This window comes from Deinococcota bacterium, assembly GCA_030858465.1.
Taxonomy (GTDB): Bacteria; Deinococcota; Deinococci; order Deinococcales; family Trueperaceae; genus JALZLY01.
This window is the reverse complement of sequence record JALZLY010000208.1, coordinates 17,483-32,163: the sequence shown is the minus strand read 5'-3', so window position 1 is coordinate 32,163 and position 14,681 is coordinate 17,483. Positions and strand designations below refer to the sequence as shown.

Sequence of the window (14,681 nt, the reverse complement as noted above, 5' to 3'; positions counted from 1 at the left end):
CTCCCGCCCTGTTCGCGCGCTAGCCACTGAACACCCGCCTGCCGAGGATGCGGTACTGGACGAAGGTCACGAACAAGATCACGGTGAAGAGGATAAAAGCCTGCGCGGTGGCCAGGCCGTACTGGTTGCGCGAAAAAAAGGTGTCGAAGATGACCACCCCGGCGGTGTCGGCGCTGCCCAGGAGCTGCGGCGTGCGCATGACGTAGACGGTGGTGAAGACCTGCAAGGCGCCGATAAAGCCGATCAGCGACAGGTAGAAGGTGATGGGCGACAACAGCGGCACGGTGATGCTCCAGAAGCTCTGCACCCGGTTCGCGCCGTCTATTTCGGCGGCCTCGTAGAGCTCCTTGTTGATGCCGCCTAGCCCGGCCAGAAAGAGAATGATGGTGAAGCCGGTGTAGTTCCAGATGCCGAAGAGGATGATGACCACCAGGCCGACGCTCGGCCCGGCCCAGACGCCTCCTAGCTCGAGCCCGAAGAAGACCTGCAAGGAGGGGCGCGGGTCCTGGAGCCAGCGCTGCGGCTCGAGCCCCAGCGTGGTGAAGACCGTGTTCATGAAGCCCGTCTCGCGCGGGCTGAAGAGCCGCCCGAAGACGACCGCCGCCGCCGCGACCGGAACCACGTAGGGCACGAAGAACATCATGCGAAAGAACTCCTGCCCCTTCAGGCCCTGAAAGAGCACTGCGGCGATGACCAGCCCGAGCGCGATCTGGACCGGGATGGCGCCGACGGCGTAGTAGAGGGTGACGACGAGCGAGCCCAAAAAGCGCGCGTCGCCGCTCACGGTCATGCGTTCCCAGCCGCTGCCGACGGCGAACAGGGCGCCGGCGCTCAGCAGCAGGGCGGGAAGCGTCCTGAGCAGTCTCTCGCCGGCGCCTGCAAGCGGCGGGGCCTTGAAGCGCTCTGCGCCTAGCCAGTAGGCGACCAGCAAGAGGGCCAGGCCGCCGGCCAGGAGGCCGGCCCCGGACCAGTCGCCGAGGGTGCGCGTGAAGTTTTCCAGACCCACGAACGGCCCCTGGCGCACGCGCCAGCGGTGGGTGCTCATATAGGCCGCGTAGAGAATCGGGAAGAGCCCAAAAATGGCGATCAGGAGCGTGGCCGGCAGGATAAAGAGGTAGCCCGTGAGCTGTTCTTGCAGCTTCATGCGGTTGACGCGCCCTGGACGCGCCAGCGCTGGGGTTTTGGAAGAATGAACCGCCATAGGGTGAACCTGGCTCAGCCTAGCACGAGGCGGCTGAGGCACGTTAGCTGCCAGGCGCACGATACCGGCGTCTCGTCAGCCGAGCATCAGCTCACCGCTACGCTGGGCGGCTACGCGGCAGCGAAGGAGCAGCCGAAACGTCGAAGATGAGCTGAAGAGGCCGCCAAAAGCCCAGCATCCCGCGCGCGGACAAGTCGTAGCTGCTTCTTCTGTTGCTCAGGTCCACATGCTCAGGTCCAGGTGCTCAGGCCTGGATGCTCAGGCCAACTTGTCGGCGTCCACGAAGCTGACCAGCCGCTGGGCCAGCATCATGTCGCCCTGGACCTTGAGCCTGCCGCTCATAAAGGCGGCCATGCCGTTCAGCTCGCCCTTCATGAGTAAGACGAAGTCCTCGTCGCTCATGGCGACGGTGACGTCGGGGTTCTCGGCGCGGCCCTCGAAGACCTGCATCTCGCCACCCTCGATGACGCTGTACATGGGCTCGGACAGGTCGTACTGGACGGTCGCGTGGGTGCTGCCGGCCACGTCCGAGCGGAAGGCCTGGGGAAGCTTGTAGACGAACTCCTTGGCGGTGGGCATAAGGATCCTTTCAGGCTGTGGCCTGGACGCCACCAATAACCTGGCTCGAGTTTATACCGAGTCCAAGTTTTTGGCAAATCCGCCGCTGCTCTCTTCGCGTTGAATCCTGCCGGCTTATTTGCTAAACTCGTGAGGCTGTGCCGACGGCGGTACAAGCTACTCATGGAGGTGTGTCATAGCCAAAGAGCTCAAGATCAACGAACAGATTCGGGTCCGTCAGGTGCGGCTTATCGACGCCGAGGGCGTTCAGCAGGGTATCGTCGATACCCGCGACGCCATCAGAAAGGCCAGGGAGGAGGACCTTGACCTGGTTTTAGTCGGTGAGGTCGCGCAGCCGCCCGTCGCGAAGATCATGGATTACGGCAAGTACCGCTTCGAGCTGCAGCAGCAGGAAAAAGAGACGCGCAAGCGCTCGCGCCAGCAGGAGATGAAGGCCATCAAGTTTCGGGTCAAGATCGACAAGCACGACTACGAGACCAAGGTCAACCACGTCAGGCGCTTTCTCGAGGGCGGCCACAAGGTCAAGATCACCATCATGTTTCGCGGGCGCGAACGCACCCACCCAGAACTCGGTCAGGATATTCTGAAGCGCGTCGCCCAAGACGTTTCCGAGCTTGCCGCGGTCGAGAGCTCGCCCAGCATCCTGGGCATGGATATGAACATGGTCCTGGGGCCGACCAAGGACCTGCAGAAGAGGGTGCAGTCCAAGGAGAACGAAGCGGCCCCCCCAGCCTAGCACACCCCAGCCAAGCTACCGGGACCCTGGACCTCCGTGGGTCCCACGCGTATGGCGGCCAGCACCGCCAGAAGGAGAATGTCGTGCCGAAGTTAAAGACCCATAAGGGCACCAAAGCCCGTGTCAAGATCACTGGGCGAGGTAAGGTCAAGGCGATGAAGAGCGGCAAGCGCCACCTCAACTACAAAAAGAGCGGCAAGAGGATTCGCCAGGGCCGAAACGGTCTGATCCTCGCCGAGACCGAAGTCAAGCGCGTCTACCGCTTGCTTCCCTACGGTTAGGGAGACAGACTCATGCCAAGAGCCAAAACCGGCACCGTTCGCCGCGCCAAGCACAAGAAGGTTCTAAAGCGCGCCAAGGGCTTCTGGGGTTCGCGCTCCAAGAGCTTTCGCGTCGCCCAGCAGACGCTCCTCAATGCCGCCGACTATGCTTACCGCGACCGCCGCGACAAGAAGACCGTGTTCCGCCGCCTGTGGATCGCGCGCATCAATGCCGCCGCCCGCCAGGAGGGCCTCTCCTACTCGGCCTTCATGAGCGGCCTGCGCAAGGCCGAGGTGGAGATCAACCGCAAGGTCTTGGCCGACCTCGCGGTGCAGCAGCCCGAGGCCTTCAAAAAGCTCACGGAGCTTGCCAGGGCCGCGTAGCGCAAAAACGCCCAGAGGCGGAAGCCGGGAGAAGCTGTACGCTTCTCCCGGCTTCCGTTCCTGTGGCAGCCCTTGGCGTAGGGCGTGGCTCGTGCCGTCCGCGGTCGAAGGCGAGGTCAGCGTCTGCTGTGAGGCGGCTTGGGCCGCGGCGGGCGGTGACGGCTCAGCGCGCCGCGACCGGCGTGATGGCCTCGGCGTCCTCCTCGCCGGTGCGAATCCGGTAGGCCTTTTCGACCGGCAGGACGAAGACCTTGCCGTCGCCGACCTCGCCGGTGCGGGCCGACTCGAGGATGGTCCCTACCGTGCGCTCGACCCAGGGCTCGGAGACGGCGATGTCCAAGCGCACCTTTTCCAGGAGCTCCATCTTGACGGTCATGCCGCGGTAGGTCTGGACGCGCTCGCGCTCGCCGCCGTGACCCTGGACGGTGGACACGGTGATGCCGTGAACGTCGGCGGCAAACAGCGCCGTAAGGACCTCGTTCAGCCTCTCCTTGCGGATGACCGCCACGATCATCTTCATACCTTGCTACCCGCCGCTGTGGGCGCGTAGGCGCCGGCTGTGACCTGGCCCTCGGGGATGAGCAGGGCGCCCTCGCCGTCGCCGTAGGCCTCCTCGCCGTGCATCGAGGTGTCCATGCCGAAGTCCTCGAGCTTGTCCGCAACCCGCAGCGGCACGATCAACCCGACACCCTTGGCGATGAGAAAGGTCATCACCGCGCTGAAGACGATGGCGATGCCCACTGCAACGGCCTGGATCATGAGCTGGCCCAGGCTGCCGTTTACCTCGCTGCCCCACAGGGTGCTGGCGAAGACGCCGGTCAGCAGCGCCCCGGAGACGCCGCCGACGCCGTGCGCCGCGAAGACGTCGAGCGAGTCGTCGAGGCTGCTGCGCGCCCGCCACAGGAGCAGGTAGTAGCTGGGGAAGGTGGCGATGATGCCGATCAGGATGGCCGACAGCGGGCTCACCAGGCCCGCGCCCGGGGTGATGGCGACGAGGCCGACGATGACGCCCGTGGCGACACCCACCGCCGTCACCTTGCCCAGCCGGACCATGTCGAGGATCGCCCAGATGACGATGGTCGCAGCGGGCGCCAGGAGCGTGTTGGTGACCGCCAGGGCCGCCAAGCCGTCGGCCGCGTAGGCGCTGCCGCCGTTGAAGCCGAACCAGCCGAACCACAACAGGCCCGCGCCCAGGAGCGTGAAGGGCACCTGGTGGGGCAGCATGGCCTTGCGGCCGTGGTCCTTGCGCCGGCCGATAAGCAGCGCTAAGACGAGCGCGGCGACGCCTGCATTGATATGCACCACGGTGCCGCCCGCGAAGTCGAGCGCGCCGAGGCTAGCCAAGAAGCCGCCGCCCCACACCCACTTGGCCAGCGGCGCATAGACGGCGACGCTCCAGAGGGCGATAAAGAGCATGTAGGCGCCGAAGCGCATGCGCTCGACGACGGCGCCGGAGATGAGCGCGGCGGTGATGATGGCAAAGGCGCCCTGGAAGACGAAGTCGAGCAGGAGCGGGATGCCGCCGTCGATCTCGAGCCCCACCCCGCGCAGCCCGAAGTAGGCGAGGCCGCCCAGATAAGCCGAGCCCTCGGCGTAGGCCAGGCTGTAGCCGATGACCGTCCAGGTCAGGCTGACGACGCCCAGGGCCACGAAGCTCATCATCATGGTGTTGAGGGCGTTCTTGCGGCGGACCAGGCCGCCGTAGAAGAAGGCCAGACCGATGACCATCAGAAAGACGAAGCTGGTCGAGACCAAGAGCCAGGCCGTAGTCGCCCCGTCGATGGCCCCCGCGTCAGCTCCGGTGGCAGCTCCAGCTTCCTCCGCGAGAGAAGTCCCCAAAACCAGCAGCCCCAGCAGCACCCCTGTGAGTTTGTGCATCTTTATGCCTCCTCGAGCTCGACCCTTGCATAGGTTCAAGCTGAGACAAAAGCTAGCACACCTCGTGCTGCCTGTCAATAAGAATTGGTCTTACAAGCCATGATCCTTTTACGATAGAGAGAAAAGCCATTACTTTCGGCAGCATCGTCAACGCACCTTGTGACTGAAGGACAATCTAGCTCTTACAGGACCGCAGAGGCTGAAATCGTCGGCATGAGCTGTTGTGGTGGTCACGGCAGCAAAGGACCCGCCTGTTCGGCGGGCGCAGGGGAGAAGGGTCTAAAGGCGCTTAAAGATGGCGCCCGAGCGCGCGGGGATGTCGTGGCCGCTGAGGCGGCCGCTCTCCACGCTCGCCGAGAGGCCGTTCAGCGGCGCGCGATAAGGGCCTTCTAGGCTCTGCCCGGCGTCGCCTAGCTCGAGCTCGAGCCTGACCTGCTTGGCCGAGACGTTGAAGGCCACGATGAAGCGCTCGTCCTCGTGCTCCCTGGCCATGACGTAAAGCGCCTCCTTGGCGTAGAGCGTCCTGAAGGAGCCCCGGCGCAGGGCGACGGAACTCTTGCGCAGGGCGATGAGGTCCTTGGTCGTGCGCAGGAGGCCGTGGTTCCAACTTTCGGGCCGGTCCCAGGGCATGCTCGCTCGGCAGTCGGGATCGTGACCACCTCTCAGACCCAGCTCGTCGCCGTAGTAGAGGCAGGGCGCACCGGGATAGCTCATCAGGAACACGAGCGCCATGCAGTAGGCGGCCTCGTCGCCGCCAAGGATGGTGAGCGCGCGCGGCGTGTCGTGGCTGCCCAGGAGGTTCAGCTGCACTTCGTTGATGGCCGGCGGGTGCGCATTCAGGAGCGTCTCCAAGATGGCGGCAAAGGCCTCGGCCTGGTCAATGGTGGGGATGTGCTGGTAGCCGCAGCGCCTTATTTCGTGCTCGTTGAGCGTCCCCGCGCCAAAAAAGCCAAAGGCGGCGCGGGTGAAGGGGTAATTCATCACCGCGTCGAACTGGTCGCCGCGCAGCCAGTGGCCGGCCTCGTCCCAGATCTCGCCGACGATGTAGGCGTCCGGGTTCACCGCCCGGCAGCGCCGCCGGAACTCCTGCCAGAAGCCCGGGTCGGCGATCTCGTTGGGCACGTCCAAGCGCCAGCCGTCGATACCCTTCTCGAGCCAGTGCGTCGCCACCCCCCACAGAAACTCGCGCACCGCGATCGTCTTGGTGTTGAACTTGGGCAGGGCGGGCAGGCCCCACCAGGCCGCGTAGCCCAGCGGCCGCGCCTCGTCGTAGGCATAGAGCGGAAAGCCGCTCACGTGGAACCAGTCGAGATAGGGGCTCTGGTCGCCGTTTTCCAGGATGTCGTGAAACTGAAAAAAGCCCCGGCTGGCGTGGTTGAAGACGCCGTCTAAGATCACCCTCATACCGCGCGCCCGGCAGGCCTCTAAAAGGGCGTCGAAGGCCTCATCGCCGCCCAGCAGGGGGTCTACCCCGTAGTAGTCGTAGGTGTGGTAGCGGTGGTTCGAGCCCGACTTGAAGATGGGGTTGAAGTAGAGCGCGGTGACGCCCAGCTCCTGCAGCCAGTCGAGCCTGTGGATGACGCCCCAGAGGTCGCCGCCCTTGTAGCCGTGGACGGTAGGCGGGCTGTCCCAGGGCTCCAAACGGGCCGCCCTTTGCCGCCTGCTCCTGACGAAGCGGTCGGGAAAGATCTGGTAGAAGACGGCGTCTCTCACCCAGTCAGGTGTATCGATGTCCAACAGGTCGGTATCCACTACAAAGCGTCCCCTTGACTGTAGCCGTCTTGACTGTAGCCGTCTTGACTGTAGCCGTTGTTCGGACCCGGCCGGGTACCTTCGTCACCTTGTTCCGGGTCATAGCTTCCGGGTAACAGCTTCCGGGTAACAGCTTCCGGGTAATAGCGGTCACTCCGGCTTCATCAGCGGAAACAGGAGCACGTCGCGGATGCTGGGCGCGTCGGTCAGCAGCATGGCCAGCCGGTCGATGCCCAAGCCCAGGCCGCCGGTCGGCGGCATGCCGTACTCGAGCGCCGCCAGAAAGTCCTCGTCCAGGGGCGGCGCCTCCTCGTCGCCGGCGTCGCGCAGGGCCTGCTGCCTTTCAAAGCGCCGGCGCTGGTCGACGGGGTCGTTCAGTTCGCTAAAGGCGTTGCCGAGTTCCATGCCCACGGCTACGGGCTCGAAGCGCTCGACCAGGCCGGGCCGAGAGCGGTGGGCCTTGGCGAGCGGGCTGATGGCCAGCGGGTGGTCCATGACGAAGGTGGGCTGAACGAGACGGGGCTCCAAGTAGAGGTCGTAGAGCTTGTTGTAGACCCCCTCGATGGGCTCCGCCGCCAAGGCGGGGTGCCGTTCCTTTAGCCAATCGCGCAGCCTGGCCTCGTCGAGCAGTTCGAAGTCCAAGCCCGCGCGCGTCTGCACTTCGCCCGTGTAGTCCACCCTGGCCCAGGGCGCCTTGAAGTCGAGTTCCACGCCCTGGTAGACAAGCGTGGTCGAGCCGGTCAGCTCCCTGACCAGCCTCTCGTACATCGTCTCGACCAGCTCCAGGATATCCATATAGTCCTTGCCCGCCCAGTAGAGCTCGAGCATGGTGTACTCGGGGTTGTGCTTGTAGCTTAGGCCCTCGTTGCGGAAGTTGCGGCCGATCTCGTAGACCCGTTCGAAGCCGCCGACGATCAGGCGCTTGAGATAGAGCTCGAGCGAGATACGCAGGTGAAAGTCGTGCCCCAAGGCGTTGTGGTGGGTGACGAAGGGCCGCGCCTCGGCGCCGCCCGGCACGCTCTGCAAGACCGGCGTCTCGACCTCGATAAAGCCCAGCTCGTCCAGGAAGCGGCGGATAAAGGAGACGGCCTTCGAGCGCAAGACAAAGGCGCGCTGCGCCTCGGGGCTCGTCATCAGATCCAGGTGCCGCTGGCGGTAGCGCTGCTCCTTGTCGGCGAGGCCGTGAAACTTGTCGGGCAGCGGGCGCAGGGACTTCGCGAGCAGCCGCCAGGCGCCAGCCTTGACGGTGAGCTCGCCCGTCTTGGTGGTGAAGAGTGTGCCCGAGACCTCGAGCCAGTCGCCCAGGTCTACCCTCTTGAGCGCGTTGTAGCTCCCCAGCGCGTCCTTTTGAAAGTAGGCCTGGATGCGGCCGCTGCCGTCTTTCAGGGTCACGAAGCTGACCTTGCCCATCTGCCGCACGGTCATGGCGCGGCCCGCGACCGTCACCCTTTCGTCCCATTCGCTGCCGGCCTCCTGGCCGCCGTAGCGGTCTTGCAGGCTCTGGGCGCTGTGGCTGGCCTCGATACGGTAGGGATAGGCCTCGAAGCCGCGCTCGACCAGGCTCGCCAGGTTCTGCAGGCGCTGCAGGCGCTGTTCTCGTAGGGATTTTTCGGACATGCCTGCTCCCTTACGGCTGCCAGTCGAGGCCGATCGTCGCCAGCAGTTCGCTGGCCTCGCCGGGGCTGATCAGCCCCTGCTTGATGCCGCGGATGATCCCGTCAGCGTCGATAAAAAAGGTGGTAGGCATGCCGCGGACGCGGTAGTCGCGCAGCACTGAGAGGGTGCGGCCGAGATCGCCGTACGCCTCCCTTTGCGCCTCGTCGGGCTCGAGCGCGGCTCGCAGGCGGATGCCCTCGGCCTCGAGAAACCCTCTGGCCAACTCGGGGTTCTCGTTGTTGTTGAGGAGCAAGAAGACGACGTTGGCTTCGTCGCCTGGGGTATTCAGGCTCTCCGACAGCTCCTGGAAGAGGGGCAGTTCCTCGAGGCAGGGCGGACACCACGTCGCCCAGAAGTTGAGCACCACCGGCCTGCCGCGAAAGTCAGCGAGGCGCACGAGCCTACCCTCGGCGTCCACCAGCCGGAAGTCCGGGGCGGCCTCGCCCACGCGCTGGGCGCCGGCCAAGCTGAGCAGGCTGATGAGAAGGGCGGCGAGTGCGTGGGCAAAGGCGTTTCGAAAGACGCGGTTCATCAAGGCATCATAGGCAGGGACTTGCTCCGCGACGGTATTGGACCATACCGGCGGGTTCAGGTCTCGGGCGCTCAGGCGCTGAGCTGGTCGCGCACGTCCTGCGCCAGTTCGCGCCCCAAGTCCTTGGCCTCGGCGGCGTCGCCCGAGACCTCCGCTTGGATGACCAAGGCGCCGTCCAGGCTCGCCAGCGCGCCGAAGAGGCTGAGCTCGCCCTCGCTCGAGACCGTGGCCAGGGCGCCGGCCGCCTTGTCGCCGTGGTCGGACAGGGCGCCCACGAAGGAGCGTTCGGCGCTGGCGCGGTCGAAACTGGGGCGGTGCTGCAGGGTGTAGGCGAGGTCGCCGGCGAGGTCGTCGTCGGCGCGGACCACCAGCCCGAGCGAGCCCTGGCCCGCGGCCGGCATAAACACCTCGGGCTCCAAGATGACGTCCATGGCGTGGCGGCGCTCGAGCTGGATGAGGCTCGCGGCCGGCAGGATGAGGGCGTCGAACTCGCCCGCGGCCAGGTCGGCCAGGTCGTTGTCCATGTCGCCCGAGAGCAGACAGATGTCGAAGTGCTTGAAGTGGGCGAGCAGAAAGGCGCGGTCGCGGGCGCCTCTGACGCCGACGCGGGCAGCCTGGGGCAAGTTCTGCAAGCGCTTGCCGCCTTTGGTAATGAGCGTGCAACGGGGCTCCAAGCGGCGCGTCACCGCGGCCAGCGTGAGGCCCACGGGCAGCTCGGCGGGCAGGTCCTCGAGGCCCTGGACGGCGATGTTGACCGCACCCCGCTGCAGGGCCTCCAAAAGCTCGCCGCCGGCGCCCCCTGAAGCCTCACGCGGCCCGCGCACCTGCACGGTCTTCATGACGATGTTGACGTCCGGCCACTCCGTCGCCAACTCCGCTAAAACGCTGCGCGCCTGGGCCAGCGCCAAGATGCTGCCGCGATTTCCGATCACGATTCTAGGCATGTCCTCTTTCTAACACATTTTTGACCCACTGGTTTACCCTACTGGCCGCGTTCGCGCCTAGCTGAGCTCAGGAGAGAGGAGAGAGGAGGGTTCTTGGCGGGTCGGCGCCGGCTCGCTACGCTCTGGTCAGCGCCTCCTCCTCGAGGAGGCCGGCTTTATCCGTCCTCTCCCAGGGGAAACCCTCACGCCCGAAGTGTCCGTAGGCGCTCGTCGCCTTGTAGATGGGCGCGTTCAAGCCGAGGTTGTGGATGATGGCCGCCGGCCGGGCGTCGAAGACCTCGCCGAGAACCTCGCCTAGGGCGTCGTCGGGCAGCTTGCCGGTGCCGAAACAATCGACGAACATGCCGACCGGCTGAGCCACGCCGATGGCGTAGGCGAGCTGGATCAGACAGCGCTCGGCCAGACCGGCGGCGACCACGTTCTTGGCCATATAGCGCGCGTAGTACGAGGCGCTGCGGTCGACCTTGGTGGGGTCCTTGCCGGAAAAGGCGCCGCCGCCGTGGGGCACCGCGCCGCCGTAGGTGTCCACGACGATCTTGCGCCCGGTGAGGCCGGAGTCGGCTTGCGGGCCGCCGATCACGAAGCGGCCGGTCGGGTTGATATAGAGCTTTGGGCTCCCCTTCAGGTATTGCTCGGGGATGACCGCTTTGACGAGCCGCTCGCGGATATCCCTGACGAGCTCGTCCTGAGTGACGTCCTCGTCGTGCTGGGTCGAGATCACCGCCGAGGTGACGCTCACGGGCCGGTCGTCCTGGTAGGCGACGGTGACTTGCGCCTTGCCGTCGGGGCGCAAGTAGGAGAGCGCGCCGGATTTGCGCAGCTCGGCGAGCCTGCTGGTGAGGCCGTGGGCCAGCATGATGGGCAGCGGCATCAGCTCGGGCGTTTCGTGGCTGGCGTAGCCGAACATCATGCCCTGATCGCCCGCGCCCACCTGGTCGAAGGGGTCGCCCGAGCCGGCGTCCTGGGCGCGGCTGACGCCCTGGGCGATGTCGGGCGACTGCTCGTCGATGGCGACTAAGACCGCGCAGTGGTCGGCGTCGATGCCGTAGTGGCTCTCGGTGTAACCGACCTCGCGCACCGAGTCGCGGACGATCCGCTGGATGTCGACGTAGCCCCGGCAGCTGATCTCGCCGGTGATGAAGACCATGCCGGTGGTGACGACGGTCTCGGCGGCGACCCGCGAGTGCGGGTCCTCTACCAGCATGGCGTCCAAGACGCCGTCGCTGATGCGGTCGGCGAGCTTGTCGGGATGGCCCTCGGTGACGGATTCGGATGTAAGCAGTTTGCGCACGCTCTCCTCCAGACGCTGTCCCAGCCTTGCGAGTATACCAGGGCGCCCTGCGCGCGGCCTGGTGCCTCAAAGTGGACACTGGCTCATTGGCTGGACTGCTTGGCTGGACTGCTGGCGTAGGCTGCCAGATATACTGGGCGGGATGCCCTCTTCCGTTCCCTCCGCGCGGATACGCGGCGCTCAGCCCGACGACGCCGACGCGCTCGTCGGCCTGCAAACCTCTATCTACCATGAGGACCTGTGGTTCGTGGGCGACGGCCCGCCGTCCGCCGAACGCCTGCGGCGCCGGCTGCGCGGCCTCGAGACCGAGATGGAACTCTACCTGGTGGCGGGCCACTGGGCGAACGGACAGCCGCCGCGGCTCTACGCTTGGCTCGAGCTCAACCGCTTTTTCACCGCCAAGATGAAGCACGTCGCCATGCTCACCCTGGCGGTCAGCCGGGAGCGGCGCCGCCAGGGTCTGGGCCGGCGCCTCCTGGCCTGCGCCTGCGACTGGGCCGAGGAGGTGGGCGTGGAGAAGGTGCAGCTCAACGTGCGCGCCAGCAACGCCGCGGCGGTCGCTCTCTATCAGGCCGAGGGCTTCGTGCTCGAGGGCCGGGAGCGGCGGCAGATCAAGACCTCGAGCGGCTACGACGACAACCTGCTCATGAGCAGGTTTTTGCAGGAGGGCTCACGGGGCGGCTGATGGCGGCAGCGGACCTGAGGACGGCAGGCAATTGGTACAGGGCTGACCCGAAGATCGCGCTATCATGCGTTATGGAAAAGCCCTTTGGCATCAAGTGGAAGCTCGCCGAGCTGCTCGAGCGCGAAGGCGCCACGGCCGCCCAGCTTGCGGAGACAATCGCTGAGCACGTCGCCGCCGAGACCCTGCGCGGCTGGCTCAGCGGCCGCCCCGAGGCCGTCGAGCTTAGCGCGCTCGGCTACCTGCTCTGGGGCCTGTCGCAGCTCTCGGGCAGGCAGTATACGGTCGAGGACGTGCTCGAGTACGAGGTCCTTATCGTGGGCGCCTGAACCGTGTAGTGAACATTGTAGCGTCCGGCGATTTGTGTTTTTCGCGGGGCTGGGCTATACTAGACCATCGTTTTAAGACCAACGGGTTTTTGCGATTCGGGTTCGCCCGAGAACACTTTTGTTTGGGCCCCGTCAAGAGAGGGCCGACGACAAGAAAGATGGTTAGAACATGGCAACGGGTAAAGTAAAATGGTTCAGCGACGAAAAAGGTTTTGGCTTTATCGAGCAGGGTGACGGCGGCAAGGATGTCTTCTGTCACTTCTCGGCGCTTCAGGACACCGGCGGCTACCGCAGCCTGAACGAAGGCGACACCGTCGAGTTCGAGGTCGAGCAGGGTCCCAAGGGCCTGCAAGCCAAGAACGTCAAAGTGACTTCCTCGGCCTACTGAGGCCGAGCTTCACAACCAAGGCGCCCTAGAGGCGCCCTTTTTTTGTTTCTCGAGCCGTGCTCCAGGCGTCCAAGGCGCGCCCGCCCGCGTTGGCTGCCGTCCCTTCGAGCGACCCGTGAGCTAGCCAGTCCCTGTCTAGCCGGCCCCTGTCTAGCCGGCCCGACTACGCGGCGGCCTCGAGACGAAAGCGCTGGCGGCGTCGTAGAACCTGAGCGGCGCCTCGCGCCAGGCCCCGGCGTAGTCGATGCCCACGCGCGGCCCTACGCCTAGGCGCTCCGGCCTCGGCCCCGCCTCGAGCCAGAGCGGGCTCGCGGGCGCGCAGAGGTCGAGGCCGTTGTGCCCCCTCGTGACGCCCAGCGCCCGGCTGAGCCGGCCGGGCCCGTCCGTGCGCCCTGCGATGCCGGTCACCGGCTCGAGGGCGCGGACGAGCACCGCCTGGGTGTCGCCCGTCGGACCGGTCACCACGTTGAGCAGGTCGTACATGCCGTAGATGAGGTAGACGTAGAGGTGTCCGGCCGGGCCGAACATCACCTCGGTGCGCCGCGTGCGCCCCTTGGCGGCGTGGCAGGCCAGATCGTGCGCGCCCACATAGGCCTCGGTCTCGACGACGCGGCCGCGGCGCAGGCCGCCCTCCCCCGCGCAGACGAGGACGGCGCCGAGCAGGGCCGGGGCCACCTCCTCGGCGGCTCGAGCAAAAAAGGCGCGCGGCAAACGGCTCACGGTTCGCCAGCATACCTCGAACGCCGAGGGTGAGGCCGGCGAGTTCGGCTCCTTCTACCGTCAGGATCATCCCTTGAACTGGGAAAGGTTTCTGAACCTCCTCGGCGGCTGGCCACTTGGGTTTTATGAAAGGCTTTGTCGCCAGCACGTGCCCGTCGGGCGGGATGGTCGCACGGCGGGCACTTGGATGGCTAAAGGATTGACATCACAGGAAGAGGCCGATAGGATAGATTGATAAGTGATGATAATCATTTATCATTTTTAGAACCTAGTGAAGCTGAGACTCCGCAAGAGGAAGGTAATCATGAAGCGAGTTGTCCTGACGATGATGCTCCTAACTGTAAAACTCTTTGGGACGGCGGCCTTGGCCCAACCTACCGTCATCACCTCCATTCATCCCGTCTACGACCTGACCCGGCAGATCGCCGGCGACCACGCCGAGGTGGTGCGCGTCCTGCCGCCCGGCATGTCGCCCCACACCTTCGACCCGACGCCCCGTGACGTCGCCCGCATCGCCGAGGCCGATCTCGTCATCATGGTCGGCGGCTACGGCATCGACGGTTGGTTGCAGGGTCTCGTCGAGGCCAGCGGCAGCAGCGCGCCGGTCGTGGAACTCTTCGAGGAGATCGAGTTCGCGGCCATCGAAACGGACCACGACCATGAGCACGGCGAAGACGAGCACGGCGAGCACGATGAGCACCATGACGACGAGCACCACGACGATGAGCACCACGACGACGAGCACCATGATGACGCCCACGACGATGAGCATGCCCACGACCACGGCCCCATCAACTCGCACATCTGGCTCGACCCCATGTTGATGGTCCAGGCGGTGCCCGTCATCGCCGCAGCGCTCGCCGAGCTCGACCCCGACAACGCCGAGGCCTACCGCGCCAACGGCGAGACGCTGGTGACTGATCTCGAGGCGCTCGACGCCGAGCTGCGCGAGATGCTGGCGTCCATAGCGGGCGAGGCTTTTGTGCCCTTCCACGACGCCTGGCCCTACTTCGCCGAGCGCTACGGCCTCGACCTGATCGTCGAGATCGAGCCCTTCTCCGGCCGCGAACCCAGCCCGGCCTATCTGCGCGACGCGCTCGCCGACATCGAAGGCTCGGGTGCCCGCGCCATCTTCACCGAACCGCAGCTCTCGAGGCGTCCCGCCGAAGTCGTCGCCGAGAGCGCCGGGCTCCCCCTCTACACCATGGACCCTCTGGGCGGCACCGCCGAGACCGAGACCTACCAGGACCTCCTGCGCCATAACGCCCAGGTGCTGCTGGAAGCCCTGGCACAGGACGAGTAAGCGTCGAGTAGGCGTTCTCTCCTACCGCGCCGCGACAACCCAAGGG

At 65.7% G+C, this 14,681-nt stretch carries 17 protein-coding genes; 7 read left to right on the top strand and 10 right to left on the bottom strand.

Translation table 11 applies throughout. The features are described from left to right. Positions 1 to 19: 19 nt before the first annotated feature. On the bottom strand, positions 20 to 1,201 hold the full coding sequence (locus M3498_10540; protein MDQ3459720.1) for a sugar ABC transporter permease: 1,182 nt from the start codon (positions 1,199 to 1,201) through the stop codon (positions 20 to 22). Between the two features lie 258 nt (positions 1,202 to 1,459). Continuing rightward, positions 1,460 to 1,780, bottom strand: coding sequence for an SCP2 sterol-binding domain-containing protein (locus tag M3498_10535; protein ID MDQ3459719.1), 321 nt, complete (start codon positions 1,778 to 1,780; stop codon positions 1,460 to 1,462). A gap of 220 nt (positions 1,781 to 2,000) precedes the next feature. Between M3498_10535 and infC the strand changes: the two genes are divergently transcribed. The 3 genes from infC to rplT all read left to right on the top strand — a co-directional run bounded on the left by infC (position 2,001) and on the right by rplT (position 3,160). Continuing rightward, positions 2,001 to 2,516, top strand: a complete 516-nt coding sequence (gene infC / locus M3498_10530) for a translation initiation factor IF-3 (protein MDQ3459718.1) — start codon at positions 2,001 to 2,003, stop codon at positions 2,514 to 2,516. An 83-nt stretch (positions 2,517 to 2,599) separates the two neighbouring features. Next, positions 2,600 to 2,797 carry a 50S ribosomal protein L35 gene (rpmI, locus tag M3498_10525; protein ID MDQ3459717.1) on the top strand — a complete coding sequence of 66 codons (198 nt, stop codon included), beginning with the start codon at positions 2,600 to 2,602 and terminating at the stop codon, positions 2,795 to 2,797. 12 nt (positions 2,798 to 2,809) lie between these two features. Beyond that, the gene (gene rplT / locus M3498_10520) at positions 2,810 to 3,160 is read left to right on the top strand and encodes a 50S ribosomal protein L20 (protein MDQ3459716.1); all 351 of its coding nucleotides are present in this window, start codon (positions 2,810 to 2,812) and stop codon (positions 3,158 to 3,160) included. Between the two features lie 163 nt (positions 3,161 to 3,323). Here the strand turns inward: rplT and M3498_10515 are convergent, their stop codons facing one another. From M3498_10515 to metK, 7 genes are all read right to left on the bottom strand, one after another. Then, the gene (locus M3498_10515) at positions 3,324 to 3,680 is read right to left on the bottom strand and encodes a P-II family nitrogen regulator (protein MDQ3459715.1); all 357 of its coding nucleotides are present in this window, start codon (positions 3,678 to 3,680) and stop codon (positions 3,324 to 3,326) included. Beyond that, a complete protein-coding gene (locus M3498_10510) occupies positions 3,677 to 4,888 on the bottom strand; it encodes an ammonium transporter (protein MDQ3459714.1) in 1,212 nt (403 codons plus the stop codon). The genes M3498_10515 and M3498_10510 overlap by 4 nt, the downstream gene beginning before the upstream one ends. A 429-nt stretch (positions 4,889 to 5,317) precedes the next feature. Next, positions 5,318 to 6,790, bottom strand: coding sequence for a glycoside hydrolase family 13 protein (locus M3498_10505; GenBank protein MDQ3459713.1), 1,473 nt, complete (start codon positions 6,788 to 6,790; stop codon positions 5,318 to 5,320). A gap of 150 nt (positions 6,791 to 6,940) precedes the next feature. Continuing rightward, positions 6,941 to 8,407 (bottom strand): lysine--tRNA ligase, encoded by a 1,467-nt coding sequence (gene lysS, locus M3498_10500; protein MDQ3459712.1) that lies wholly within the window; start codon positions 8,405 to 8,407, stop codon positions 6,941 to 6,943. A gap of 10 nt (positions 8,408 to 8,417) precedes the next feature. Next, positions 8,418 to 8,978 carry a TlpA family protein disulfide reductase gene (locus tag M3498_10495; protein MDQ3459711.1) on the bottom strand — a complete coding sequence of 187 codons (561 nt, stop codon included), beginning with the start codon at positions 8,976 to 8,978 and terminating at the stop codon, positions 8,418 to 8,420. Between the two features lie 71 nt (positions 8,979 to 9,049). Next, the gene (gene hemC, locus M3498_10490) at positions 9,050 to 9,922 is read right to left on the bottom strand and encodes a hydroxymethylbilane synthase (protein ID MDQ3459710.1); all 873 of its coding nucleotides are present in this window, start codon (positions 9,920 to 9,922) and stop codon (positions 9,050 to 9,052) included. A gap of 115 nt (positions 9,923 to 10,037) precedes the next feature. Next, positions 10,038 to 11,213, bottom strand: coding sequence for a methionine adenosyltransferase (metK, locus tag M3498_10485; GenBank protein ID MDQ3459709.1), 1,176 nt, complete (start codon positions 11,211 to 11,213; stop codon positions 10,038 to 10,040). A gap of 142 nt (positions 11,214 to 11,355) precedes the next feature. Here metK and M3498_10480 point away from each other — a divergent pair, with 142 nt between their 5' ends. The 3 genes from M3498_10480 to M3498_10470 all read left to right on the top strand — a co-directional run bounded on the left by M3498_10480 (position 11,356) and on the right by M3498_10470 (position 12,612). Continuing rightward, on the top strand, positions 11,356 to 11,898 hold the full coding sequence (locus M3498_10480) for a GNAT family N-acetyltransferase (protein ID MDQ3459708.1): 543 nt from the start codon (positions 11,356 to 11,358) through the stop codon (positions 11,896 to 11,898). A 71-nt stretch (positions 11,899 to 11,969) separates the two neighbouring features. Then, positions 11,970 to 12,224, top strand: a complete 255-nt coding sequence (locus M3498_10475; GenBank protein MDQ3459707.1) for a hypothetical protein — start codon at positions 11,970 to 11,972, stop codon at positions 12,222 to 12,224. A 169-nt stretch (positions 12,225 to 12,393) separates the two neighbouring features. After that, positions 12,394 to 12,612 (top strand): cold-shock protein, encoded by a 219-nt coding sequence (locus M3498_10470; GenBank protein ID MDQ3459706.1) that lies wholly within the window; start codon positions 12,394 to 12,396, stop codon positions 12,610 to 12,612. A gap of 150 nt (positions 12,613 to 12,762) precedes the next feature. Here the strand turns inward: M3498_10470 and M3498_10465 are convergent, their stop codons facing one another. Then, on the bottom strand, positions 12,763 to 13,332 hold the full coding sequence (locus M3498_10465; protein ID MDQ3459705.1) for a DNA-3-methyladenine glycosylase: 570 nt from the start codon (positions 13,330 to 13,332) through the stop codon (positions 12,763 to 12,765). 304 nt (positions 13,333 to 13,636) lie between these two features. On the opposite strand from M3498_10465, the gene M3498_10460 reads away from it, so the two are divergent. After that, a complete protein-coding gene (locus M3498_10460) occupies positions 13,637 to 14,635 on the top strand; it encodes a metal ABC transporter substrate-binding protein (GenBank protein ID MDQ3459704.1) in 999 nt (332 codons plus the stop codon). Positions 14,636 to 14,681 lie beyond the last annotated feature (46 nt).